This window comes from bacterium (assembly GCA_021372515.1).
Lineage (GTDB): Bacteria > Gemmatimonadota > Glassbacteria > GWA2-58-10 > GWA2-58-10 > JAJFUG01.
On sequence record JAJFUG010000078.1, the window covers coordinates 13,020 to 37,619 of the forward strand.

Annotated in this window: 16 protein-coding genes; 1 reads left to right on the forward strand and 15 read right to left on the reverse strand. The window is 58.2% G+C overall.

Features of this window, described 5'->3' with window-relative positions:
* Positions 1-33: 33 nt before the first annotated feature.
* From LLH00_08160 to LLH00_08170, 3 genes are read right to left on the reverse strand one after another with little or no spacing between them, the layout of a single operon-like run.
* Positions 34-735, reverse strand: coding sequence for a cobalamin biosynthesis protein (locus LLH00_08160; GenBank protein MCE5271244.1), 702 nt, complete (start codon positions 733-735; stop codon positions 34-36).
* The gene (locus LLH00_08165; GenBank protein MCE5271245.1) at positions 723-1,517 is read right to left on the reverse strand and encodes an ATP-binding cassette domain-containing protein; all 795 of its coding nucleotides are present in this window, start codon (positions 1,515-1,517) and stop codon (positions 723-725) included. Before LLH00_08165 ends, LLH00_08160 begins: the two co-directional genes overlap by 13 nt.
* Before the next feature lie 44 nt (positions 1,518-1,561).
* Positions 1,562-1,963 carry an Rrf2 family transcriptional regulator gene (locus LLH00_08170; protein MCE5271246.1) on the reverse strand — a complete coding sequence of 134 codons (402 nt, stop codon included), beginning with the start codon at positions 1,961-1,963 and terminating at the stop codon, positions 1,562-1,564.
* Positions 1,964-2,339: 376 nt separating this feature from the next.
* Between LLH00_08170 and LLH00_08175 the strand changes: the two genes are divergently transcribed.
* On the forward strand, positions 2,340-4,289 hold the full coding sequence (locus LLH00_08175) for a CocE/NonD family hydrolase (GenBank protein ID MCE5271247.1): 1,950 nt from the start codon (positions 2,340-2,342) through the stop codon (positions 4,287-4,289).
* A 167-nt stretch (positions 4,290-4,456) separates the two neighbouring features.
* On the opposite strand, the gene LLH00_08180 is transcribed toward LLH00_08175, so the two are convergent.
* From LLH00_08180 to LLH00_08235, 12 genes are all read right to left on the reverse strand, one after another.
* Positions 4,457-5,260: an HDOD domain-containing protein gene (locus LLH00_08180; GenBank protein MCE5271248.1), complete on the reverse strand. Its 804-nt coding sequence runs from the start codon at positions 5,258-5,260 to the stop codon at positions 4,457-4,459.
* Between the two features lie 86 nt (positions 5,261-5,346).
* Complete coding sequence (locus LLH00_08185; GenBank protein ID MCE5271249.1) at positions 5,347-6,063, reverse strand: hypothetical protein; 717 nt, start codon at positions 6,061-6,063, stop codon at positions 5,347-5,349.
* Between the two features lie 537 nt (positions 6,064-6,600).
* Positions 6,601-8,193, reverse strand: coding sequence for a PAS domain S-box protein (locus tag LLH00_08190; protein MCE5271250.1), 1,593 nt, complete (start codon positions 8,191-8,193; stop codon positions 6,601-6,603).
* A 579-nt stretch (positions 8,194-8,772) separates the two neighbouring features.
* Positions 8,773-9,963: a PorV/PorQ family protein gene (locus LLH00_08195; GenBank protein ID MCE5271251.1), complete on the reverse strand. Its 1,191-nt coding sequence runs from the start codon at positions 9,961-9,963 to the stop codon at positions 8,773-8,775.
* Between the two features lie 77 nt (positions 9,964-10,040).
* Positions 10,041-13,157 carry a hypothetical protein gene (locus LLH00_08200; protein MCE5271252.1) on the reverse strand — a complete coding sequence of 1,039 codons (3,117 nt, stop codon included), beginning with the start codon at positions 13,155-13,157 and terminating at the stop codon, positions 10,041-10,043.
* A 220-nt stretch (positions 13,158-13,377) separates the two neighbouring features.
* Positions 13,378-16,413, reverse strand: a complete 3,036-nt coding sequence (locus LLH00_08205) for a TonB-dependent receptor (GenBank protein MCE5271253.1) — start codon at positions 16,411-16,413, stop codon at positions 13,378-13,380.
* 212 nt (positions 16,414-16,625) lie between these two features.
* Positions 16,626-17,846: an ROK family protein gene (locus tag LLH00_08210; protein MCE5271254.1), complete on the reverse strand. Its 1,221-nt coding sequence runs from the start codon at positions 17,844-17,846 to the stop codon at positions 16,626-16,628.
* A 512-nt stretch (positions 17,847-18,358) separates the two neighbouring features.
* Positions 18,359-18,709 (reverse strand): thioredoxin, encoded by a 351-nt coding sequence (locus tag LLH00_08215; protein MCE5271255.1) that lies wholly within the window; start codon positions 18,707-18,709, stop codon positions 18,359-18,361.
* A gap of 234 nt (positions 18,710-18,943) precedes the next feature.
* Complete coding sequence (locus LLH00_08220) at positions 18,944-22,480, reverse strand: sigma 54-interacting transcriptional regulator (protein ID MCE5271256.1); 3,537 nt, start codon at positions 22,478-22,480, stop codon at positions 18,944-18,946.
* Between the two features lie 648 nt (positions 22,481-23,128).
* Positions 23,129-23,560, reverse strand: a complete 432-nt coding sequence (locus tag LLH00_08225; GenBank protein ID MCE5271257.1) for a type II toxin-antitoxin system VapC family toxin — start codon at positions 23,558-23,560, stop codon at positions 23,129-23,131.
* Positions 23,560-23,799, reverse strand: coding sequence for a type II toxin-antitoxin system prevent-host-death family antitoxin (locus tag LLH00_08230; protein MCE5271258.1), 240 nt, complete (start codon positions 23,797-23,799; stop codon positions 23,560-23,562). The genes LLH00_08225 and LLH00_08230 overlap by 1 nt, the downstream gene beginning before the upstream one ends.
* 81 nt (positions 23,800-23,880) lie before the next feature.
* Positions 23,881-24,216: a ribose-5-phosphate isomerase gene (locus LLH00_08235; protein ID MCE5271259.1), complete on the reverse strand. Its 336-nt coding sequence runs from the start codon at positions 24,214-24,216 to the stop codon at positions 23,881-23,883.
* Positions 24,217-24,600 lie beyond the last annotated feature (384 nt).

A 24,600-nucleotide genomic window follows, 5' to 3' on the forward strand; every position in this document is an offset into this window, starting at 1 on the left:
TGCGGCGAAAGGGCGGCGGATACCCCCGCGCGCTCATTCCCCACGGTAGAAAGTCTGGTTTTCCAGCGGCCGGACCACCCCGAAATGCGATTGCCAGCCGACCTCTTTTTTCCCGACACAGATCGTGCAGGTGCCCACCGGCGGGTTGCCGCGCAGCAGCATGCGCTCACCTGCCTCCGGAGCCTCTCCCAGCATTTCCAGCAGCGGATCGATCCCGATCCCGTGCAGGGCGTTCACCTCGCGGATGCGCACCGACGGGGCCACATCCTGGATGCGCGCCCGGAACACCTCGCGCTCGGCCTGGCTCACCCGGTCGATCTTGGTCACCACGGCCACATCGGCCAGCGAGAGCATCGGGCCGACCTTGAGCGGCAGGTTCATCCCGCTGGTGGCCTCCAGCACGATCATCCCCAGGCCCGTGTCCACGTACGGCGAACAGCGCAGGCACAGCCCCGCGGTCTCCACGATCAGGAAATCGGCCTGCTCCCGGCGCGCCCATGCGACCGCGTCCCCCAGCACCATCACGTTGCAGTGGTCCGGGCAGAGCTCGCCGGAGTATACCTTGCGCACCGGGATTCCGAATTCGCGCGCGAACTGCTCGTCCTCCTCGGCGTACTGCACGTCGACCTTCAGAAACACCACCCGAGTTCCCCCGGCGAGCAGACGGCGGACCATGTGCCGCAGGACCGAGGTCTTTCCGGTAGTGGCCGGCCCGGCGCAGATCAGAAGTCGCATGCGAGTCCCTCCAGCATCCCGGCGCTCAGACGCTCGCCGTTGCGCAGGCGCTCACGCAGGCCGCCCAGCATCTCGTCCAGACGGCTCACCCCGGCGGCGCAGCGGCGCTCCGCCTCATCGGTATGCAGCACCTTGCGCATCGAGCCGCCCTGCATCACGATCCGGTAGTCGGACAGCAGGGTGATCCGCGGGTCGTGGGTGACGAAGATGAAAATTTTGCGGTACCCGCGCAACAGCTCCAAGGCCCGGCTGCGGTGGATGCCGGCGTTCTCGACCTCATCCAGCAGGATGATCGGGGTGTTGCAGATCACCGTGGCGTCCGCGATCAGCAGCGCCCGGGTCTGGCCGCCCGACATCTCGGTCATGCGGCACCCCGGACGGACCGGCTCGCCGGTGAGCTGGTTGGCGAAGACGAGCACCTGCTCCACCAGCCGGCTGACCTGTCCCTGCTCGCTGCTGCGGATACGGGCGTGGATGGAGAGGAACTCCTCCACCGGCAGGTCGGACAGGAACGAGGTGTGCTGGGTGATAAGGGCGACCGGGTTGTGGGCCGGGTCGTGGCGGAACCGGGCCGGTGGTGTGCAGCCATCGATCAGGATACGCCGTCCGCTTGGCGTGTTGGCCTCCGCCAGCAGCTCGATGTCGTCGATCAGGGTCGATTTGCCCGATCCGGTCGGCCCGACGATGCTCACCATGTCCCCCATGCGCATCTCGACCCGCTCCACCGGCTCTGGCTGACCGTCTCGGCCGACCCCCCCCAGGATTGTCAAGCTCTCGACCATTATGTTATTTGTCCTATGGAATAAGTCGTATAACCTGGAAAAAATTATTTTACATCCTCCAGGCTGGTTTTTTCGAGCGTTTCCGAGACATAGTCGCGTATCTGGCGGAAAACCTGCACCAGGCTTTGCTCACTCTCGATGGGGGTGGGCTCGTAGAAATACTTGCTCACCGATTCCGTGGGCGCCAGCGCACCGTCGAACAGGCGGATGATCTCGGCCAGCGAGATGTCCCGGGCCGGCAGGGCCAGACGGTAGCCGCCGCCCTGGCCTTTCTGGCTCGCAACGTAGCGGGCGCGCTTGAGGGTCAGGAGCAGTTGCTCCAGGTACTTGACCGGGATTTTCTGCGCCTCGGCGATCGACTCGACCCGGATATAGCTGTCCGAGTTTGCGCGGGCCAGGTGCAACAGCGCCAGCAGGGCGTATTCGCTGCGTGTGGTCAGTTTCATCGCTATTATATGACCTATATGATAGGGTTAATAATATAATAACCGCGGAAACCCGACTGTCAAGTTTTTTCGACCGTCTGCCGTCGATCTGGCGAGTGAAGCCAGGAGTGCAGACTGGATTATTTGCTGGACATTTCAACTTGCAGTTTTTAACTATTACCGAATTGGTCCGGTCCGGGCTGGAATCTTGTTTGTGCCTTCCGGCCATCAGATAATCAAGCCGTTCGGGGCAGAGCGGGCAGGCACGAGCGGCCCTGCGGCAGTCAACGCTTTTACCAGCTCAGGAGGTGCGGCAATGGCATGGATCAACGTTCGGACCGTCCGTGAGTCTCAACCCCATCCCAAGCCCCGCACTTGCCGGGGCGCCGTTGCGGGGATGGTTTTCCCGCTGCTGCTGTTTTTTGCGGCGCTGGGTTTCAGCCCGGCCCCGGCCGCCCAGGGCGACAGCCTGGCCCCCAGGTATCCGCAGCTGCCCAGCGAGATTCCAGCCAGCTTCAAGCCCGTGACCGACAGTTTCGACTATGTCAAGCGTGAGGAGATGATCCCCATGCGCGACGGGGTGAAGCTTCACACGGTGATCGTGGTGCCGCGCGGGGCCAAGGGGGCGCCGATTCTGCTCACCCGCACGCCCTACAAGGCCGACAAGTACCTGAGCGGGCGCTGGAGTCCGCACATGGGCATGCTCCTGGCCGGCGACAACGCCAGTGAACTGATCCTGGAGGACGGGTACATCCGGGTGTTCCAGGACATACGCGGCAAGTACGGCTCCGAGGGCGACTACGTGCTGACCCGCCAGGTGGCCGGCCCGCTGAACCCCACCCCGGTCGACCACGCCACCGACACCTGGGACACGATCGACTGGCTGGTGAAGAACATCCCGGAGTCCAACGGCAAGGTCGGCATCATCGGCACCTCCTACAACGGTTTCCTGTCCCTGATGGGCCTGGTCAACCCGCACCCGGCGCTCAAGGCCGCCGTGCCGATCAACCCGATGGTGGACGGCTGGATCGGGGACGACTGGTTCCATTACGGCGCATTCCGCTTGGTCAGCCTGCCCTATATCTACAGCCAGGAGAGCACCCGCGGCTCCGATTTCGGCTGGTGGCCGGTCCATTCCGATGAATACGAGGAATGCCTGCTGGCCGGCTCTGCGGCCGCTCTGGGCCATAGCCGCGGCCTGGAGCAGTCAGGGTTCTGGCGCAAAATACTGGAGCACCCGGACTACGACTCTTTCTGGCGCGACCAGGCCATGGACAGGATCCTGGCGGCCCAGCCGCTCAAGGTGCCGGTGATGCTGGTCCACGGGCTCTGGGACCAGGAGGACATCTACGGTGCGCCCGCGGTCTACCGGGCCCTGGAGCCGAAAGATACGGCCAACGACATGGTGTACATGGTGCTCGGCCCCTGGTCGCACGGCCAGGCCAGCCGGGACGGGAACAGCCTGGGAGCGGTGCGTTTCAATTTCGACACCGCCCTCTATTTCCGTCAGAACATTCTGCGCCCGTTCCTGGCCCAGCACCTGCTCGACCGCGCCCCGGCGCAGAAAGTCCCGCCCGTGGCCGCATTCGAGACCGGAACCAACCGCTGGCTGAGCCTGGAATCCTGGCCCGCCGCCGGTGACAGGGACAAGAGCATCCAGCCCGCGCCGCTCTACCTCAAGGCCGGGCTGAAACTGGATTTCAGCGCCCCCAAAGCTGGGGATGCGGAGTACGAGGAGTATGTCTCCGACCCGGCCAAGCCCGTGCCCTACCGCGCCCGCCCGATCCCAGCGGCCGGTTACGACGAGGAGCGCGGCTGGTCACACTGGCTGACCGACGACCAGCGCGAGGCCTCGAGCCGCCCGGATGTGCTGGCTTTTGTCTCGGAGGTCCTGACCGGGCCGGTCAAGATCAGCGGCACGCCGGAGGTCAACCTGGTGGCCTCCACCAGCGGCACGGATTCGGACTGGGTGATCAAGCTGATCGATGTCTACCCGGATGAGGTGTTCAACCAGCCCGAGATGGGCGGGTTCCAGTTGATGGTCTCGGCCGACATCTTCCGTGGACGCTACCGCGAGAGTTTCGAGAATCCCAAGGCCCTGGCCGCCGGCAAGCCGCTGGCCTACACTTTCAGCCTGCCCAACGCCAACCACGTGTTCCTGCCCGGCCACCGGATCATGGTGCAGGTGCAGTCCACCTGGTTCCCGCTCTACGACCGTAACCCGCAGAGTTTTGTCCCCAACATTTTCCAGGCCCGGCCCGCGGATTTCCAGAAGGCCGTGCAGAGAGTCTATCACAGCCCGGCCCAGGCCAGTTTCATCCGCCTGCCGCTGGTCAAGGACATGTAATTCAGGATAGAGCGGAAGAAAAGAAAGCCGCCGGGAGAGAGATCTCTCCGGCGGCTTTCTGCTTTTACGACGCGGGAGGATGTCGAGCGCGGTCGGCCGGCTGTTGGGCCGGATTGTGTCCGGAGCCGGGTCTGCGGACCGAAAGAGATGAAGCGGGAGGATGGGACTCAGGCCAGCTTGAGGATGGACATGCTCTTGACCAGCTCACGGCGGATTTCGGTCAGGCAATCGGTGATATTGGCATCGATGAAATCGGTGTATCGCTCGAGGACCTCACGCCCGGGTTCCGGGATGCGGTTATCGCCCGGACAGCCTATGCCCAGCGCCCGGGTGAAGATATCCGCCATATGCACGAAGGCTGTCATTTCGAAATCGACCTTGGAGGTCAGGGTCGAGGGGTTGTGATGCAGGCCGATAGCCTCCTGGAGCCCGATCGGAAGGTTCCACTGGTGCACCAGCCACATGCCAGCCTCGGCGTGCGTGAACCCGTACACCCGTTTCTCGGCTTCGGCAATAAGGATATCCTCCGTCATACACAGATCGATCACCCGGATGAACATTTCGGGTGTGTAGATGTCGAGCAGCACCTTGCCGATATCGTGCAGCAGCCCGGCGAGGAACAGGTCGCTGTGTCCCGTGTATCCCGCCATCCGGCCGACCACTCCGCTGGCCACCGCCACACCCAGGGAATGCTCCCAGAACTTACAGCGGTCGAAGATGCCGGATTCACCCTTGCGGGTCAGGCTTTCGAACACGGCGATGGAAAGAGCGATGTCCCGGACCGCGTTGAAGCCGAGAGCTACGATCGCGCTGTTGATATCGGTGATTTCTCGATTGAACCCGTAATGGGCCGAGTTGACCGTGCGGAGGACTTTCGAGGTGATGGACAGGTCGGAGGATATTATCCGTCCGATTTCCTTGGCGTTGACTCGCGGATCAGCGGTCTTGCGAGTTATTTCTGCCACTATCACCGGAAGGGTTGGGAGCTGTCTGACTCGTGAAACCAGAAGGTGCAGGTTCAATCTTCAAGTCCGTTTCCGGCAGAGGGGGCCTCTATTCAACACTTGGCAACAGTTCTTTGAATGCCGACAACATTTATCTGCAGACTTTGCAGCGCCGCGTCCCTGATTTTCATCATCACCGGATTGTGCTCGTAGCCAGCGAAACGGCGGCTCAGCTCCGTGGCAACCCGGTCCGGGGCCGTACCGCCGTTGTTCCCGGCATTGGACTGCGTTTTCTCTTTTTCGGACAGTTGGGTCTTGCGGACCTCGATCCAAGTGACTCCCGCCATGTGTATCTTGCGCAGAAGGCTGTTGCTCAGCGGCGTCCCGCCCTCCACGACAACGGCCCCGTTCCTGTCCAATGCCGGAGCGGCCAGGAACATGCCCTCACGCGTGTAGCCGAGGTCCATTTTCACCGCATGGCCGTCATCGAACAGTTTCTGGAGCGCCCTGGCCAGAAGGGTGGTGCTCATCAGGTTTTTGCCTTTCCACATCTGGCAGGTCATGTCCAGGAGCCCGGCCAGCCGATCCAGATTCTCACGGGACTGGATTTCCAGCGGGCACTCGCCGATACTCTGGCAAGACAGTAGGCTGAGAACTGCGTTGCGCGCGGCGGTCAGGGACACGCGTGTCGCATATCCCGAAAAAGGCAGCAGTTTCTCCAGGGCACGCAGGTCGCCGGTATCGGCCAGGGCGCGGATGGCCCGTATCCGGTCGAGCTCGGAAAACTGGGCCGTGGCGGCTGCGCCGTTATTGTTTCCTGTGAAGTCCATGCCAGTCGGCTTTCCCTGTATGTGTCCCGGAAGAGGTGTTTTGAATCCAGGCCGTGGATTGACTTGGCGCTCTTACAGGGGAATCACTTGCTATGTCTACTGATTTCAGTAAATAAGCAATGTAAAATTAAAAATATAAAGTGCAAGGATATTTCGACCCCCGAAGTGGATTTGTTTTTATAAGGATTTGTTTCTTGACATTATTCGGATTATTTTTGATCCGACAGACCGGAAGAAAAGGATTGGATGTTCCACGCGATGGCATTTCTTTGTTTAGTTTGCAGTTGCGAGGCTATTCCGCATCCCGATGTTGTTTCGGCTCGCAACCGTTTTGCGCCATGCTGATTGACTGCCGTTATTCCAGCCGGAACGGCCCGGGCCAAACCCGGGCCGTTCCGGGAAAGTCTGTCACTGCCGGACCATTTCCCGGTCAGAGCAGGACTATCACTCCGCCGTGGCTGTTGTTGTACGCATCGCACAGGTCTTTCAGCCTCAGGATTACCGAGTGCCGTCCAAAATCCTTGATGACTGTCTTATCTATCTTGTGGTCGGCATCGCCTTACGATTGGCTGTAAAGTCCTGAGCCACTCCGAGAAAGCCGGTTATCTCACACTGTTCGTTCCTGACCGCGGTGACAATGAGATTCACCGTCAGACGCCCGCCGTCCTTCCTGACATAGGTCCATTCCCTCTCCTCGAAATTTCCTGATTTTGTCCGCTCGACGAACACGTCGAACCCCCGCACCTCGTAGCCGGGCTCCACGCTCAGCTGCCGGCCACGCTCAACCACCTCGGACTCGAGATGGACAAGGGCCGGGGACTGTTTTCCGATCATCTCCGCGGCGGTATAGCCCAGCATCCTTTCCGCTCCGCTGTTGAGCACCTGGATGATCCCGTCGGGATCGGTCGTTATGATTGAGACCTGCGTCGCGGCGTTCTGGACACTCTCGAGACGTTTCTCACTTTCCCTGAGCGCGGTTTCGGCTTTCTTCCGGTCTGCGATGTTCCTTCCGGCCAGGAACAGGTATTCTTGGCCTTCGAAGACCATATGCGTTGCCGTGACCTCCACCGGAAACACTGCACCGTCTTTACTGCGGTGCGAGGTTTCGCAGGAAGAAAACCCGCTGGATTTGACTTTTTCCCACAGGCTATCCCATTCATCGGGCTTTATTTCCGGATTGATCTCGAAAACGCTCTTTGCCAGCAGTTCCGTCCGGCTGTAGCCGGTTGCCTCGCAGATGGCGTTGTTCACGTAGACATGCCTGGCCTGACGGTCGACCCGGCGGATGAAGTCCGCGGAATTGTTTAGCGCGAACCCGGCCAGCTTGAGCTGGCGTTCCGACTGGCTGCGTTTTCGGAGTGACAGGGCGAGCAGAGTGAACACTGCGGCGAGAAGGCAGAAAACCATCCCGAAATATACCCTGAATTTATGCCGGATAAGAATGATCCCCGACAGTTCCGTCAGGGGGGGAACTATCGAGACCAGTTTCCACTCGTAATCCGAATAATGGCTTTCACTTTTCCTGGCCGCTCTTGCGTCGTTCGAACGGTTCAGGTCTGCGATCGCAGCGACAAAGGATTTGACCGCGATGAAAGTCACCAGGCTGTCGCGATGGACTGTCTGGCCTCGATCGTGGCTGCCGCAGATGCTCCATAGTGAAGGGTTTTCCAGGGCGAGGGACCTTCCGTGCGGCAGCATGAAACCCCACTGCGCCCCCTGCGGCCCATCTGTCGGGTAGAAGCCGTCGGAGTTCAGAAGCATGAACCGGGTGGTGTCGATTGTATCGAGGATTTTGGCGGCCTTGAAGTTCAGGACAACCATGCCCTGCCTTATTCCCGTGGAGTCGAACACCGGTCTGCAGAACCGGATCATCGGTTTGTGCGGTTCCTCAACAACGCCGTTTTCCACGTTCAGATCGAGAGGTGAAGCGAAAAGACCGTTCCGGTCCAGTTCCATCGTTTCTTTGAAATAATAACGGTCGGACTTGTTCTGGAGCTGGTCGGTCGGGATTATACGGGGATTTGCCGAGGCCCGGTCGATCCGGATGATTTCCATGCCGCTGCTGTCGATGTATCTGATCTGATCGTAATAATCCTTGGCCTGGGAGAAAAACAGAAATTCGTCCGCCACCTCCTGTTTGCTTTCCGGTTTTTTGAGATGATCGATATTTTGCCTGAGGAGGTCGGTGAGGAAGACAAGATCGCTGATACAGTTTTTCAAATCGGCGCCGATATTGTCCGAGATTCTATGAACCTCGGTATTTTCTCTACCTTTCAGCAACTTGATTTCAGTCTGTGACTCGTTCTGGTATAAAAAGTACAGTATCGCTCCCGAGGTGGAGTTCAGGAGAAGGAACAGAACCAGCAGATTGAGCACCGGCCTTTATTTATCCGGGATCAGCAATTGCAGGCTCCCTGAAAGGGTCAAGGCTGCAAAGCCGAAAATACGCCACGGGTAATTATACTGGAAAAACCCGAACGGCGACAAGCGCGCCCGGTGAACCGGCCCGGCTCAACGCACTTCCACCTCGCCGAGCGGGTACCAGCCTTTCTCGTCGGTTTCCGGGTTGGCCGGCCGGATAGTCGGCGCTGCATCCGATTCCGGCGTGGTCGTTGGGAGCAAACATCGACAACGGATTTGCCGGCGTGATTTTCCGGCAGAGGCCCCGGCCAACAGGCCGGGGCCTCTGCACAGAGGTCGGGTTTCGGCTCAGAACCCGAAAGCGATGGTGAAGAAATGGTCCGACATCAGGCGACCCTTGTTCCGGTAGGCGTAGTTGAACGTAACCTTGCGGCCGCCGAAATCGCGCGAGACGCCGCCGCCCAGGCTCAGGCCGCGCAGCGTCGGGTCATCCCCCCAGTAACTGTAGCCGTACTGGTCGGTGCCGTCAGTGAACTCGTCGGTTTGAACCAGCCAGCCCATCCGCAGCGCACCGTTGGTGAAAGGGGTGAAATTGTAGCTCAGCTCCGAGCCGGTGGCGTAACTGATCGGGGTATTGCTGTTGCGCCAGATTTCGCCGGTGGCGAGCCAGTTGAGCTTCTCGGAGGTGATCAGGTTGTAAGCCAGGGCGATCTTCACCACTGTGGGCAGACGGTAAGTGTGGGTCTGCTGGTACAGGTAACGGTTGCCACGGCGGCTGATCGCTTCCTGATAGGAGGAGAAATCGGTATAGCCCGTCGGGTAGTCCCCGGTGCGGGTCTCCGGTCCCACTTCTTGCAGCAGGTTCGCCCCGCGCATGGTGATATTGGTTCCCAGGTTCTGCACGGCGAAAGCGAACTTGATCTCGCGGTCCATGAACTCGGTGTGGTAGATCGCACCGGCGTCGATGGCGAAGGCGTTGCCCGCGATATTGCTGAGCACATCCTGGTGGATGTACTTCAGGTTCAACCCGGCCGCGAAGCGGTCGGAGAAATTGTAGGCGAAAGAGCCACCCATCTGGAAGTCATAGGCGTTGAAAGTCTCCCCGGTGCCCAGGGGAGAACTGACCGTGGTGTACTCGATCTCCGGAATGTCCAGATATCCGAAGAATCCCCCCACCACCAGGTTGCCGTCCATGACCGGGACCGCGGCGGCGGCATAGCTGTAGGTCAGGTCCATCGTATAATCGACAACGGTCAGCATGACTTCCCTTTTCTGCAGGAAACCCAGGCCGGCCGGGTTCCACCACATGGAAGAGATATCATCGCAAACGGCGGAATAGGCGCTGCCCAGACCGATTCCGCGCGCGCCGACCGGGATTTCCAGAAACTCCGCCGCCCGCACTCCCACAAACGAGCTGGCCTTGGGTCGTCCCTGTACGGGATACTTATCCAGACCGGAGTATTCCTGGTTCAGCACCCCTTGTGCGAACAGCGGGAGCGCGACGAACAGGAGCGCGCCGAGAGTAGTTATGGCTCGCATGGCCGTCTTTCCTGACATGGATTACCTCCATCAGTATAACAGGGGATAGGTTCTAAAATTACGGTTCAGGACCGGCGTCAGTTGACTATGTAGAACTTACCGGTCACCGTCTTCCCCCGGCTATCTGTCACGTGATAGAAATACAGTCCGCTCGCCACAGTCGTCCCGAAACGGTTGCGCATGTTCCAGGGCTCGGTCCCGCTGTGGTTGTCGTAGCCCGTAAGCTGCAGGGGTTGACTGCTGTTGTTCAGACGGTCCCAGTCGGCGTAGTTGCCCCAGCCGTGACGGTTGGCGCTGATGTGGTTGAGCACGTTGACCAGGTGGCCGCCCATCGAGTAGATGCGGATGGTGCAGCGGTCCGGCAGGTTGACGAACTCGATGCGCCGGCTGTCCGCCGACAGGTCGAGGAAGGAGCTGGCTATGTACGGGTTCGGCACCACGCGGACCTTGCCCAGGTCCGCGTCCTCGGCGTTCATGGTCGAGGGCTTGATCTTGATCTCCCACTTGTCGCCCGGCAGGGCCATGTCCGAGAACTGGGTGAACTCGGTCTGGCCGTCGTTCCAGGAGCCGAAGGCGTTGTCGACGATCCAGACCGTTCCCGGCGTGGGCATGCTGATACCGTCGCCGCCGTCTCTCTCGACCGCCCAGAGCAGACCGTTCAGGAAAAATCCGAACTGCATGGTGTTGTCCGCCGGCAGAGTGGATTCCATCTTCACGGTGCGTTCGCTCTTGGGCAGCTTATCGAGGAACGCCTCCGTGTAGTAAGTCCCGACCGGGGAATCGCCGCCGGTGAGAATCGGGCCGCCGAAACCTTCCTGGGTCTGGAAGCCCCAGCCCCATTCATCCGGATAGTCGACCTTGTTGACCGCGGCGTTTCCGGTCAGGTTCATGACTTCCACGGTCAGGTTGCCGCCGCCGGCGTCTTTCCAGGTGACCTGGAAACGGCCGGACACGGTGGTGCCCAGGTTGCTGGGCGAGGTGCCGGGCTTGTCGCCGCACCAGCGGGCCTGCGGCAGGGAGATGTCGCCTCCCGTGTAGGCGCCCGGATTCATGTGATAATACAGGCTTGAAGAAAGGCCCCGCCTGTCCATTGCATCAAAGGTGAACTTGATGCTGTAGTCGATGCCGGCGTTGTCGACCGGGCCGGAGAAAGTGAGCGTCGGGCGGGCCTCGCTCTGGGTGAGATCGACCAGGGGGCTTTCGTAGCTGCCGTCGACCAGGGCCAGCCTGTTGGCTGCGGCCTGGCGCTGACCGGCGCAACTCCCGTCCTCGTCTTGGGCTTCCTTTTCCTTGACCGTCAGATAGATGGTCTTGGTAGCGGTTATGCGCTCGTTGTTGATCGGAATGAAATTGATCTCGCGCATCTCCAGCGGCTGGAGAGACAGCGGCGGATCGGTCAGGCTGCCGTCGCCGGGGCCGTGGAGAATCGCGGTCGGCGAATTTTCCATCTGCCGGCCGTCGCCGCTGATGAACTTGGCCGTACCTTCAAGGGTAGCTGTCTTGAAATTGCTGGCGTCACTGCGCGGGATGACCGTGTAGAGTCCGTTCGGGCCGACACGGTTCCAGACTTTCCCGCTGCTCTCGGGCGGCTGGCTGAACATTTCGCCGGTGGCCGGGTCATAGTTCCTGTCGTAGGGCACCAGGGCGTACCAGACTTTCTGTCCGTTCTCCATGCGCTGTAGCGGCTGGTCGTCTTCCTTCTTGTCCACATAGTAGTAGACAATATTCCCGGCGGATTTGCTGCAATTCATCAGCATCACGGAATGGGAGTCGTTGGGGCCGACATAGCTGCGGTACAGACGGTAGCCCTCGAAATCGTATTCTACATAAACATGGTTCGGGTCGAGTTCGGGGTTCGCCTGCAGGAAAGCGTAGTACGCATCCGGGGTGTTGACATTGATGTCGCTCCAGGTGATGGTCACCTGGCGGTCACCGGGGATGATGGTCAGCGCCGGCGGGATCGGTGTTTCAGGCACCACGTAGCCGCCTTCCCAGGTCAACTTGGCCACGCTGGCGTATTGCATCGCCGGCGCGAAGAACTTCTGGCAATCCGCGTTGTCCATGTTGACCAGCTCCCCGCGCGGGAACGCGAAATTGCTCGGGTCGCCGTAGGTGAACATCATCACCCAGTCGTAGCTGCACGTATCGCGCGGGGCGAAATCGCTGATGTAGCCGTAGTGCCAGTACATGTTCCGTCCGACCCGGTCACCCCAGAGCCACTGGTTGTAACGTGCGTCGGAGGGCTCCAGCATGCCGGGGTAGCCGAAAGCCACTTTCCCGTCGAAAGGATTGATGCCTCCGCCGAGGACGTATTCGCTGTGGCCGCGGCCCCGGGACAGGTTGTACTGCTTGCCGTATGCATAGCCCGTTTCACCGGTGTCCTGGTTGCCGGAGAAACCGAACTCCACAACATCATAGGAGTTATAGCAATTGTTGGTGGGGACCATGACCTGGCCGTTGAACTCCGGCAGGCGCAGGGCCCAGTCGATCACGATGAAGGGGTCGGTGCTGAACGAGGCCTCGATCCCGTCCTTGTCGGCGAACACGTGGATCCCCAGGGGCGTGAAATAGCCCCAGATTTCGTTGTTCGCATCCCGGACGCCGACACTCGGGTTGTTGGCGATGGAGCGGTGGAGGGTGAATTCCTTGTAAACCTGCCCGTCCGGCTGCCCGGCGGCCTTGCCGCGGATGTCCGGATTGGGGTTCCACTTCAGGTACTCGGACATGTTGCGGATACGGGTATGCGCGTACAGGATGTTGTTGCTTTCGGCGAAATTCAGGAAATGGAAGCGGTGCTCAAGGCTTGCGCCCGACGCCCAGTCATCTCGCTGAAAGGCGTCGCCGCAACGCATGACCACGGTTTCGGCGCCGTGCAGGATCGGCTGCCCCGCTTCATCGCAGAACTCGGGGTACCAGTCCGCCAGGTCCTCGGGGTCGAGCGAGGTCAGCGTGCGGTTGTGATCGATCCGGCTGGCGGCCTGATCCATGCTTTCTCCGGCGCTGAATGCCGCCTCCAGCTCGTTGTAGCTTTCCAGGGAGGTGTTCATGCCGACGAAATGTCCACCGCGGGCGCCCTCGCCCAGAGTGTCCTCGATCGTCCCGTTGCCGTCCATGTCGCGCAGCACCATTATACCCCAGCTATTGCGCCCTGCAGTGTAATAATTGGCCGAGCCGCGCGGAAAATAGTGATACACGTTGTTACCGAAGGGCGCGCCTGACGCGTGCGTGAAATGGAGACCAAGGTTGTTGCCCTTGGAATCGTATTCCTGCTTCTGTTCCGCCGTTGCCGCCGTTGCCCAAAAGGTCAGCAAGACGCCCAGTGCTGTCGCAACCAAATAGAACTTGATCATTCGCATAAGATATCTCTCCTGTTGACCCGCAGTGTTCTAACCGCTGTGAATACGGCGACCGGCATCAGAAATTGAAGTCGACGCCCATTCTGATCTGCCTGGCCCGGCCGTATTGGGTCTTTTCCATGGTGGAGTTGAGCATGGCTTCGGCCATGGCGCCCTTGGCCTGTTCTTCGAGGCTGAGAAAGCCGTCCCCGTTGAAATCGGCGTTGAACAGCACGCGGTCGGCCCAGGCTGCATCCGTCCTGGCCAGCATGCCATCGTTCCATGGCAGGACTTCGCCGCCTTTCACCTGCCAGTAGTAACCGTCGTAGGTGTAGCCGCTGGGGTATTCGATGGACGGCTTCTGGTTGAGCAGGTTGTAGATATCCGCGAACACGCCGACACGTTTCGTCCCGCCGATCTTGAAGCTTTTGTTGATCCTCAGATCGACGTTCTTGTTCCAGCGGCCGCGGAAAATAGTGTTGTTCGGGGTGCCGCTGCCCATGGTGAAAATGGGGTTGATCCGCAGATCGCCGAGGACCCTGTTCCAGACCCTGCCGGAGAGGAAATTCTCCGGGAACAGGTAGGTGAAATTCGCGCTGATCTTGTGGGTCTGGTCCCCGTCGATCGGATTGATCACGTCCGAGGGCCGTATTTCCTCACCGGTGGAGGCATCGACCGAGTAGCCGCTGTTGGTGTAATTGCTTCCGGTGGTGCGCGAGAACTGCAGGGTGTACATCAGGTTGTAGCTGAAGTTGTTGCTGAAGCGGCGGCGCAGCGTGAAATCCAGGCCCTTGATGTTGCCGTTGTCCTTGTTGGCGTAGCCCTGGTAATACTCGCGGATCCTGCGGTCAAGGTGCTTGGCGTAGTAGTCGCGGAAGAACTCCTTGTTGGCCACGTTGCCGTCCACGTCGCGGTAGAAGGCCACGATGTCCACCACCTGGTCCTCACCCATCAGGTAGCTCAGCCCGGTCTCAAAAGCGTCGGTGCGGCTGTACTCCAGGCCGCCCGGGTTGTATCTGTCGAAGATGAACGTCAGGCTGGGCAGTTGGGTGAAAACGCCGTAGGAGAAACGCAACTGCGACTTGTCAGTCACCGGGAACCCGACATCGAAACGCGGGGACCACTCGCTTATGTTAGTGGGGAAGTAGTTGTCGCTGTACTGGTCGTTGTTGCGGAACGCCCAGTTGTCCCGGGGCTCGAACCGGTCGTAGCGGATGCCGTAATCCAGGACGAAATCGCCCAGGTCGGTCCGGTTCTGCGCGTAGAGCCCGTACTGACGGGGCTTGTACTTGAACTCGTTGGCCAAGTCGCGGCGCGTACTGCTGCCGGAGATGTCGAACATGTTGTTGTCGAAGGCGGTCATCTGCACACCCAGCTTGGCCCGGTTGGTGCGGTTGAGCTGGAAATCGATATCGCCCTTGAAGTTGTTCTGCAGCTCACGCTGGTAGCGGTAGGCCAGGAAGTACAGCCAGTCTCCCTGGACCAGCTGGAACGGCGTTTCCACGTTCCACCAGCGCTGCCACCCGTCGATGCCGTTGGGGAAGTATTTTTTGGCCGCGGGGGTGCTCTCCAGCGGATAGTTGCGGCCCGGGAAAGTCTCGATCTCGAACGGTATGTCGTGCGGCGTCCAGCCGAGGAACGTGTCGTCGTGACGGTAATTGTCCTTGATGCTGGCGCTGTTGATATCCTGGGTCCGGAAATTGGTATAGCGGAACTGCAACGTGGCGCTGCGCTGGGCGCTTTTCAGGAAGTCCCAGTCGAAACCGGCCAGGTAGTTGGTCGAGCGGGTGCGGCGGCCGTAGGCCTGCGGGATGAACACTGTTTCCTCGCCCGGAGCCCATTCGCGCTGCGGTAAGCTATACCTGTCGGCCATGCCGTCAAAGAAATAACTCCCGTCATCGTGGGCCGGGTAGCTGTTCTGGTCACGCGAGAAATTGGACGTGGCGATCAGCTTCAGACCCTCGACCGGCGAGCTGGTGAGCTTGGCCGATGCCAGGGTGCGGTCCTGCCAGTTATAGGGCAGGCGCACCGGGTTGAACGGGGAGAACAGCGAGGCGATCTCGCCGGTCTTCGAGGCATAGAACTCGCGGCCGGCTTTAAACTCGTCGAGGGAGAAAGGCTTGGTGCCGTAATAGTGCGGATCGTTGCGCACGGCGTCGTTCAGCCGGTCGACAAAATCCTGATTCACGCCGCGGAAACCCTCATCTGCGTGGGTCGGATTCCGGTCTGCGATACCCTGGATTTCACCCGAGACATGGAAAAACAGGTTCGGGACCAGCGGCACCGGGCCACCCACCGAGGTGATGAGCTGGTTGTAGCCGTAATCGGAGGTGCGGGGGTTCTGCTGGTCCGTGATGAAACGCACGTTACCCTGCAGGCTCGCGCCGCCTTCCTTGGTCACGATGTTGATGATACCGCTCTGGGCGTTGCCGTACTCGGCCTGGAACCCGCCGGTGAGGATGTCCACCTGCTCGACCGCTCCGGTCGAGAACTCCAGCGGAGTGGTATCCTCGCTCAGGGAACCCTCTTCCTGCTCGAAGACCCAGCCATAGCCGCCGCGGAACGGGTTGGCGGTGTAGTTGCGCACCGTCACGCCGTCCACCACCATGGCTTCCTCGCCCAGACGGCCGCCGCGGATACGCACGCCGCGCGATAGGGCGCCCGCGCCGCCGGTCTGCACGCCGGCCTCCAGGACCAGCATGTCCTCGAGCTTGTTGGCGGGAATATCGGATATCTTCTCGGCGGTCATCCTCTGCTTGGAGACCGTGTTGTCGCGCGGCACCAGGGGCGCCACCGCCGCCTCGACCGTGATCCCGGAAAGCTCCACCACCGTGGAACTCAGGTGGGCATCGACCGTGGAAGTCTGTCCGGCCAGCAGGAGCTGGTCGGCGATGGTCGTTTTCTGGTAGCCGGTGAAGGTGAATGTGATGGCGCGACGGCCGGGCGGGACGTTCAGAATGAAATAATAGCCGTCTGCATTGGTGACGTTGCCCAGGCGGGTGCCCTCAACCACAACCTGAGCCCCGGCCAGGGGTTGTCCGCTGTCCTTGTCCCGCACCACTCCCTCGATCTTGGAAGTGTTGAGCTGCGCCAGAGCGCTTACTACCAGGAACAAGGTCATCACCGAGACCAGCGCGAGCAAGGCTGCTAAACGTGGATATCTGTTTTCTGAATGCATATGTTGTTCTCCGCCTTGAAGTAGGGAATCAGACAGACAATTTTTCAGAGCATTTCCATAGGCTTCTCCTTATGATTGAATCACTGTCTGCTTACTGCGCACGTTTCATTTTTTCATCCGCCGCCTCCTTTTTTGTGTGGCCGAAAGTGTCAGACCGGCACTATCCGCTTGCCGGAGATTCCCTGCGCCGGGCCGCGACGGTTCGGGCTGCACGACGCATAAATAAGGTCTTTCAGGATCAGCGCCCTGCCGCCTTCGAACGTGCCCCGGCGCAGGGAGCCGGGCACGATCAGCCCGCGCAGGGATGTCTGGTGGAAGCAGTCCTGTGACTCCATCTCCCTCAGGATTTCATCCACCACCAGGTCCCAGACCGGTGTTATCTCGCCGCCCACGATGATCCGTTCGGGATCGATCCCGCGGTAGATGCTGGCCAGCCCCACCGCCAGGTAGCGCGCGGCCTGTTTGAGCGACCACAGCGCTGTCGGGTCGCCTTGGCGGGCCATGGTAAGGATATGGTCGAGATCGGGATTGATGTCGTAGGCAAGCGGGTTGCCGGTGAGGTCTCGATAGCGCTGCACTATTCCGCGCAGGGAACCGTTTTGCTCCCAGATGTCCTTGGTGAACTCCTCCCGGCGTCCGTTGATGTCGACTGTCTTCGCGCCGATGCGGTCGTCCAGGAAATGCGCGCCGTAATAGAGCTGCCGCCCGATCACAACCCCGATCCCGATCCCGTCCGTGACCAGCACATAGACAAAGCTGCCCAGCTCGCGGGTTTCCGGAGCGAACATCAGTTCGGCCAGGGCCGCCGCCCGGCCGTCGTTTTCGATCAGCACCGGGCAGTCCAACTCGGCGGAGACCACCTCCCTGACATCCACCTCGTGCCAATCCAAAGCGCGATGCTGGTGGACCATGCCGCGCCTCGAATCGAGCGCACAGGGGAGAATGAGGCTGACTCCGAGCACCCTTTGCGAATAGGAATCGAGCCTGCCTGCCAGGGTCCGGGAGCATTCACTGAGGAAGGCGACCGGTTGGCCCGGCACGGTGGGGATTGATCTGGAATCGAGGACTCGGCCCGTGAGGTCGCAAACAGCCAGCTCCGTGCTCCAGAGCTTGACATCTATCAGGCCGTAGACCTTGTAATTCTCATTGATCCGCAGATTTACCGGCTTACGGCCCATGGCGGTCTGGACCTGGTTGGATTCGCGGACCAGCCCCTCGTCGATCAGCTCGCTGACAATGCTCGACACGGTCGGCTTGCAAAGGCCGGTCAGCCGGGAGATACGGACACGGGAGATCGGGCTGAGCGTAAAGATCAGATTAAGCACACTGGAGCGGTTAATGGCCCGCAATTCTCTGTTGTCAGGAGACATGGTCAGTTTTGTCCCGGCGTTGAACACCTGGTGCCAGACAATCAGCTCGGTTTCGGGATTTGTGTTGAGATTTATTACCGGGAATGGGCATGAGCGATGTTGTTTAATGGATTAGTTATTAAACAAAACTAAAAAAATAAATAAAGGGCTAACAACAACGACAAAAACAGATACAAGAGCGGTTATAGAACAAATAACAGCCTTAAATGTGTAAAAAGAGAATTATTAGTCTAAAAAACTAACCAGGCCGAGCAAAAAGTTCTCCTTTGCAGCTTGCCTCTCAATCCGCAACTGATTCCCGGATAAAATTCTGCGAAGTACCCGCAACAAATCTTGCTGCTCTCAGAACAAATCGGATTTGATGCAGTTGTTGCGGAAATGCGACAACCTGTAACGGTTGACGGTCGATCAGCGCTATCCAGTGGCAGAGACTACGGAATCACTTGGCAACGATCTCGAACTGTCTGCCAGGATCGGCGAAAGCCAAAAACGACAACACTTTGTTGAAATGCTCATGTCGGGTCTGGATTATCCAGGAAAGCGCAAATCTTTTCCCGGATAGTCATCCGGGGAAACACCCCGCTGATATGGTCGACAACCGTACCCTGCCGGAAAAAAATCAGAGTGGGAAGACTTTGAACGGCATACTCGGCCGCTACATTCCTGTTTTCATCCACATCGACTATTCCCAGCTTGAGCTGGTCCTCGAATTCGGCTTTCAACTGATTCATCACAGAGGTGAACAAAGTGCACGAGCCGCTCCAGCGGGCGACAAACTCTACCAGCACCAGGCCGGATGATTCGAGGACCTCTTTTTTAAAGTTTATTTCAGTCAGAACGATGGGGGTCGATACTGACTTCATCCGCGCCTCTAAAGATGCCGCTACACACCTCTGTTTATCCTGATAACAGCCGGGCGATCGTGGTCCGCACTCGGATCTGCAATAACAAAACCCGTACCAGAAAAAACTGTATTGCGTGGAAGATATTTCAATCGGCTGAAGGCAGGCTAAATACGGTTAAAAACACTGAAAGCGGGGTGTTGGTCGGGAGGATGAAAAACTACAATATTTTGGAGTGCCTCCAATATTTTGGAGTCAGGAGGTCTTTCGGCGGGGCGGCGTCTCCTTCCTTACGCCGAGCTTAACCATCTTTGCTTCCAGCGTGGTCGGCTTCAGGCCCAGCAGTTCGGCGGCCCCGGATTTGCCTCTGACCCTCCAGCCGGTCATTTCCATCACATTGACAATGTGCTGCTTATCAAGGTCATCCAGAGTAAGCACTTGCTTGGTCGAGGCGCTCGTGTTCTCGAGGCACTCGCTCAGCTTTAGCTGGCTGCCGCTGCTGACAATCACGGCCCGCTCAATGACGTTCTGCAGTTCGCGGATGTTGCCCGGCCATTTGTAGGCCTGCAAAGTGTCGAGCACGCTCTGGGGGATGGCGCTGATCTGTTTGCCGATCCTTGAATTGAACTGGTTGACGAAATGGTTCACCAGCAGAGGGATGTCTTCCTTGTGTTCCCTGAGAGGCGGGCATTTGATAGGGTATACGTTCAATCTGTAGTAGAGGTCCTCGCGGAAAGCGCCGCGGCTGACCTCCTGTTCCAGGTCGCGGTTGGTGGCCGCGATAATCCTGACATCGACATGGATGGTGTTTGTACTGCCCAGCCGCTCGAATTCACCATCCTGCAGCACACGCAAAAGCTTGGCCTGCAGCTCCAGCGGCAATTCGCCGATTTCGTCCAGGAACAGCGAGCCGCCATCGGCCAGCTCAAACCGTCCTGTTTTGCGCGAGACTGCGCCGGTGAAAGCCCCCTTCTCGTAACCGAACATTTCACTTTCGATCAGGCTGGCCGGGATGGAAGCACAGTTGATTGTCACCAGCGGCTTGTAGGCGCGGGGGCTCAGACGGTGCACGGCCCTGGCGATAAGCTGTTTGCCGGTGCCCGTTTCGCCCAGGATCAGGACCGTGCTGTCGGTGAAGGCCACTTTCTCCACTCTTTCCAGCACCTTGTTCAGCGCCTCGCTGTTGCCGATTATCTCGTTGAAGTTGTGGGTCAGCTTGATCTCTTCCTGCAGGTAGATATTCTCGGCCTGGAGGCGGTCTTTCAGGTTTTTCACCTCGATGTTTTTCTCACGGAGGGCCAGCTCCACTTTCTTGCGTTCGGTTATTTCGGCAAGAAGCTCGGTATTTCTTTTCTGGATCAGGCGTGTCCTGACATTCAGCACGACCCAGCCCAGACCCAGTACCGCGCTCAGCATGAGCGCCCTGAACCAGAGGGCCGACCAGAAGGGCGGCAGAATCTCGAACTGAAGCCGGGCCGTCTCGGCGTTCCAGATACCGTCGCGGTTCCTGGCCCGCAATTCGAATTCATATCTGCCCGGAGGAAGATAGGGGTAGGAGGCAGAATTCAACCTGGTTTCTGTCCACTCTGTATCCAGGCCCTCGAGCTTATAGCTGTAGACGACCTCCTCCGGAGCGGAAAGGCTGATTCCGATATAGTCGATTTTAAGGCTGTTCTGATTGTAGCGTAACCGGAGGCCGTTGGTCAGCGTGGTGTCTTTTTCGGCGATCCTGAAGCGCGTTATGTACAGAGGCGGGGGCAGAGTATCGCGCTTGATCGCCGATGGGTCGAATTTGATCACTCCGTGCAGGGAGTTGAACCAGAAGTTGCCTTTTTTATCTTCGATCGGCTGCACGGCAGCGAAAGAGAACTGGTGGATGCCTGCCGAGGCGAAAAACCCGTCGTTCCTTGCGGTGAAGGTGACAAAAGACTTGCCGTCGAAGCGGTCGAGCCCCAGGGGGACACGGAAAAATAATCCGGCCCCGGTCTCGAAAATATAATAGCAGACATTGCTGGACAGGCCGTTATCCGTGGTGAAATGCGTCAATTTCCCGTCGAGCAGACGGCTTATTCCGCCGCCGCCGGTCCCCGCCCAGAGCGCCCCGTTCCTGTCCCGGTACAGAGTGATTATCTCGTTGCTGCCGGGAGTGCTTCCGAGGGAATAGAATTCACTCTCGATCCGGTTGTGGTTCGTGACATATTGGCAATAATCGTCAATCTTCGGATTGACCAGGCCGCTGTCCGTTCCGAACCAGTACCCTCCTCGCCCGTCCGGGGCAATCGCAGTGAATTTCATTCCCTGGTTCAAAAAAGTCCGCTCGAAGTTTTTGGCTACGATCAACCCCTCCTCTGATCCTGAAAGCAAACATCCGCCTGCCGTCTGTTGATTGAAAAACAACAATGGTTTCATGGCGCTCGAGAAGTGGGTCTTATCCGGTTTTTCTTCGAAGTCCCGGCCGTTGAATCTCAATTGATACCCGACTTGCTGAGTGAAATACAGGTTACCTTTGTCATCTTCGGAAGAGACCTCTTCCAGCCAGAGGCTGTCGGTCGTGAAAGCCCTGAGACTATTACCTTCGACTCTGTGAAGCGTTAAACTGGTGTTGAACCAGAGACCGCCCCTGCTGTCTTCGTACACACACGAAACCAGTTTTCCATCCCTGGACAGCAACGTGGTCCAGCGCTCCCCGTCATACTTGACAGCTCCTTTGACGTTTTCGGAAGTGAACCACAGATTTCCCCTCGAATCCGCCAGCATCGGCACCAGGGAATTGCACGGCAGCCCGTCCGCGACGGTGTAGAGGACAAACGCCTCTCCGCTGAACCTGGCCGCACCGTTTCCGTTGGTCCCGATCCAGATGTTTTTTTCGCTGTCCTCGATCAGAGATGTGATCCGGTTGGAGGGCAAGCCTTTGTCCGTGTTGTATGTTTTCCAGGTCCGGCCGTCGTACACACCCAGGCCGCCGTCCGCCGCCAGCCAGATCCGGCCCTGGCTGTCTTCGAGAAGCACCGGGTCCGAGCCGTTGGGTATTCCGTCCTTGACGGTATAGGATTCGAGACTCGCGTTCCGGTAATCCCCGGACATCTTGATCGCGATCGTTCCCTCGATGAACGGATTCACGCCGGCCAGCCAGATATCACCCCTTTTGTCTTCTATAATGGAATTGATGTGGGAATCGTAGAAGGGGCCGAACGACTTGATATTTGTCCATTCTTTCCCGTCGAATACACATATTCCTTTCCTCTGAAGTCCGACCCAGATATTGCCCCTGGAGTCTTCGATGACGGTCCGCGTTCTGTTCTCACCCAGCACCGAGTCGGAAAAGACTGTCCAGTTGGTTCCATCGAACCGGACCACCCCGTTGCCGAAGGTGGCGAACCACATGTTGCCGTGGGAATCCTCCATGATCGACCAGGTTGTCACGAAAGGTGGAAAGTGATCTTTGTAGTAGCGCCAGTTCACTCCGTCGAACCTGCCGATCCCTTTGCCCGGGAAACTGAGCCAGAAATCACCCTTGGAATCCTGGTGTATTCTGAAGACATTGTTCGACGGCAGTCCGTCCCGTGTGGAAAAAGTCGTAAACGATTTACCGTCGAATTTGATTAAACCGTTAGTCGTGGCGAACCAGAGATAACCGAGGCGGTCCTGGAGGATGCTGTTGATTTGGGTGGAGCCCAGTCCCTCTTCCACATCGTAATTGCGGAAAAAGTATCTCTCGGCCCGGGCCTCTTGCCGGGAAAGCGGCAGCAAAACGGCTGCGGAGAAGATGATTGGCAGGAGGATTCTTTTCATGTTCGGATCTTCCTGGCGCGAGATTCATGCAAAACAGGCAAACCGGTGAAGAATAATATTACCAGGATCGGCAGTGGAACACAACAAAAATCAGTTCATCGCTGTCATCATAAGATTGAAAGCAGTTGATTGACCGGGAGGCAGCAAAGACCACGAGACTGTTCCTTTATCTTGAATCGATTTTACATCGATTTTGCGCCTTTGACAAGATTAGTTTTTTTAAAGGAGTATTAATATCTCGTCGGAGGAGGGGCAAATCGTAATTTAAATGACCGGCGGTTTCCCTTGGACGGCCTCATGCCCGGCTGCGGGGAATGGATTGCGGCGCTGACGTAAAAAAAGTGGGATATCACCGGGAGGGGATGAAACGAAACAGGCGCCGCGAAATGCCGTCGGTATGACCGATATAGAAACGGTCACTGGACTCGGACCTGAGAATGTAGACATGGAAGGGCATGAGACAAAACAGGTGTCGTGATAACCTTACGGCGCCTGCCTCTGTCAGGGAATTCTGCCTGAACCCGATTGTCCCCGACTGGAGGGTTTCTGAGGCGGAACTGGGTACGCTGTTGAACACCTGATACGTGAGTTACTGCAGTCTTGTATTTTCGAGAACCACAGGCAGGCCATCCGTTCGATTCTTTGGTTTCAACGGGCGCGCGCTGGCTGAAAGGCCGGGACTTTACATTTTCCGGCCGCTTTTGTAAGTGAGGCATCCTGAGTGGCGAGAGGTAGATCGAGCCTCATGGTGAGGTCCAGATAGGAAGCGTCATATGTGGAAAGCCCATGTTCACGGGCGAGCGAGACGATCTCATTGAGCATCCGCTCGGGTGTTTCCTGCTCCACTGTAATGGGCAAACCGCTCAGGAGGGAGAGAAATCGGACAACCGAAGCCCGGCTGAGACGTCCTTTCCTTTCGGCGACAAGAAGGACATTGCCCACCTCGAGAGGCCAGATGGCGGGCACAAAAGCCTCTCCTGATTCCAGGCTTTCGAGGACCGCCTCCGCATATTCGTTTCCTTCGTCCTCGAAACACCAGGACATGACGACTGAGTTGTCGACGACAAAGCGAGTGGACATCAGCGCCTGCCTTCCTCGATCATGCCGCGAATGGAAAGCCCTTCGAGGCTGCGGCCGCTTCGAAACTGCTTCAACTGGTCGATGACCTCACGCACGGGAGTCCGTTTCGAGGAATCGGCGGGTTGCAGGGTCGCCACGTGCACACCGTGCTTTGTGATCGCTATTTTCTCTCCCCTGGCCACACGCTCCAGGAGTTGAGCGAGGTGTGTTTTCGCCTCATAGGTTCCGACTGTTTCCATATAAAGCCTCCCTTTAAACTGGTCTTATACCAGTCTAATATACACCGGTTGGAAAGGCAAGCTCTTGCCGTTGCCTTTTCTCTAATTCTGCCAGACAGTGTAGCCTTTCTTCCGCAGTGTTTCCGCAAGATGCACCTCGGTTTCCAAGGCTTCTTTCTGCGTTCCGATTGGATTGTATTTCTCGTAAAGTTTCGGCCTCAACCGGATACCGTATTTGTACACGACCTTGGAATACAGTGGCCCCTTGCGGTTGCAGGCCCCGCGCATGTGTTCCAGATATTTTTTCTCCGGGCTTTTGGATGTGTAGCCGACATACAGACAGGGCAGCTCCGGGTTCCGTAGGGGGTTGGCCTGACGGGGTGTCCGGGTCTCGGCGAATTCCCGGTCCAGCTCTATTACATATACACAATAGCCCATCGTCAATCCAGCCTCGGAAAGGACACGGTATTCTTGGAGCGAAACGGCAGCGTTTCAAAATAAAAACGTTTTTCTCGAATAAGTATGATAACTAAATAGAATTGAGGCAAAAGCAGTTTAATCAAGACGCAATTGTCCAGATAAAGATAATAACAAAAACAACATATTCATCTCTAACAGGAAATCAAATCTTTAGATACTTGACTGACTGCCATTGCGGATTTACAATCTTAATTGAAGCAACGATGGTTGCTTTTCATTTCCCGCCCAATATACTGCCAATCCCATTATTCACTGCAATTTACATTGCGGAGAACAGCGAATGCGTAAAGCGGAGCTCTCCACGAAGAACAATCTGCGCCTTTCAAGGTGGGCAACGGTATT

What these genes read in the sequence shown, in the direction of transcription:
- LLH00_08235 (MCE5271259.1), bottom strand. Translation starts at nt 24,216, where the DNA reads ATGGGCTATTGTGTATATGTAATAGAGCTGGACCGGGAATTCGCCGAG.
- LLH00_08175 (MCE5271247.1), top strand. Translation starts at nt 2,340, where the DNA reads ATGGTTTTCCCGCTGCTGCTGTTTTTTGCGGCGCTGGGTTTCAGCCCG.
- LLH00_08195 (MCE5271251.1), bottom strand. Translation starts at nt 9,963, where the DNA reads ATGCGAGCCATAACTACTCTCGGCGCGCTCCTGTTCGTCGCGCTCCCG.
- LLH00_08170 (MCE5271246.1), bottom strand. Translation starts at nt 1,963, where the DNA reads ATGAAACTGACCACACGCAGCGAATACGCCCTGCTGGCGCTGTTGCAC.
- LLH00_08160 (MCE5271244.1), bottom strand. Translation starts at nt 735, where the DNA reads ATGCGACTTCTGATCTGCGCCGGGCCGGCCACTACCGGAAAGACCTCG.
- LLH00_08165 (MCE5271245.1), bottom strand. Translation starts at nt 1,517, where the DNA reads ATGGTCGAGAGCTTGACAATCCTGGGGGGGGTCGGCCGAGACGGTCAG.
- LLH00_08210 (MCE5271254.1), bottom strand. Translation starts at nt 17,846, where the DNA reads ATGTCTCCTGACAACAGAGAATTGCGGGCCATTAACCGCTCCAGTGTG.
- LLH00_08230 (MCE5271258.1), bottom strand. Translation starts at nt 23,799, where the DNA reads ATGGAAACAGTCGGAACCTATGAGGCGAAAACACACCTCGCTCAACTC.
- LLH00_08215 (MCE5271255.1), bottom strand. Translation starts at nt 18,709, where the DNA reads ATGAAGTCAGTATCGACCCCCATCGTTCTGACTGAAATAAACTTTAAA.
- LLH00_08220 (MCE5271256.1), bottom strand. Translation starts at nt 22,480, where the DNA reads ATGAAAAGAATCCTCCTGCCAATCATCTTCTCCGCAGCCGTTTTGCTG.
- LLH00_08185 (MCE5271249.1), bottom strand. Translation starts at nt 6,063, where the DNA reads ATGGACTTCACAGGAAACAATAACGGCGCAGCCGCCACGGCCCAGTTT.
- LLH00_08225 (MCE5271257.1), bottom strand. Translation starts at nt 23,560, where the DNA reads ATGTCCACTCGCTTTGTCGTCGACAACTCAGTCGTCATGTCCTGGTGT.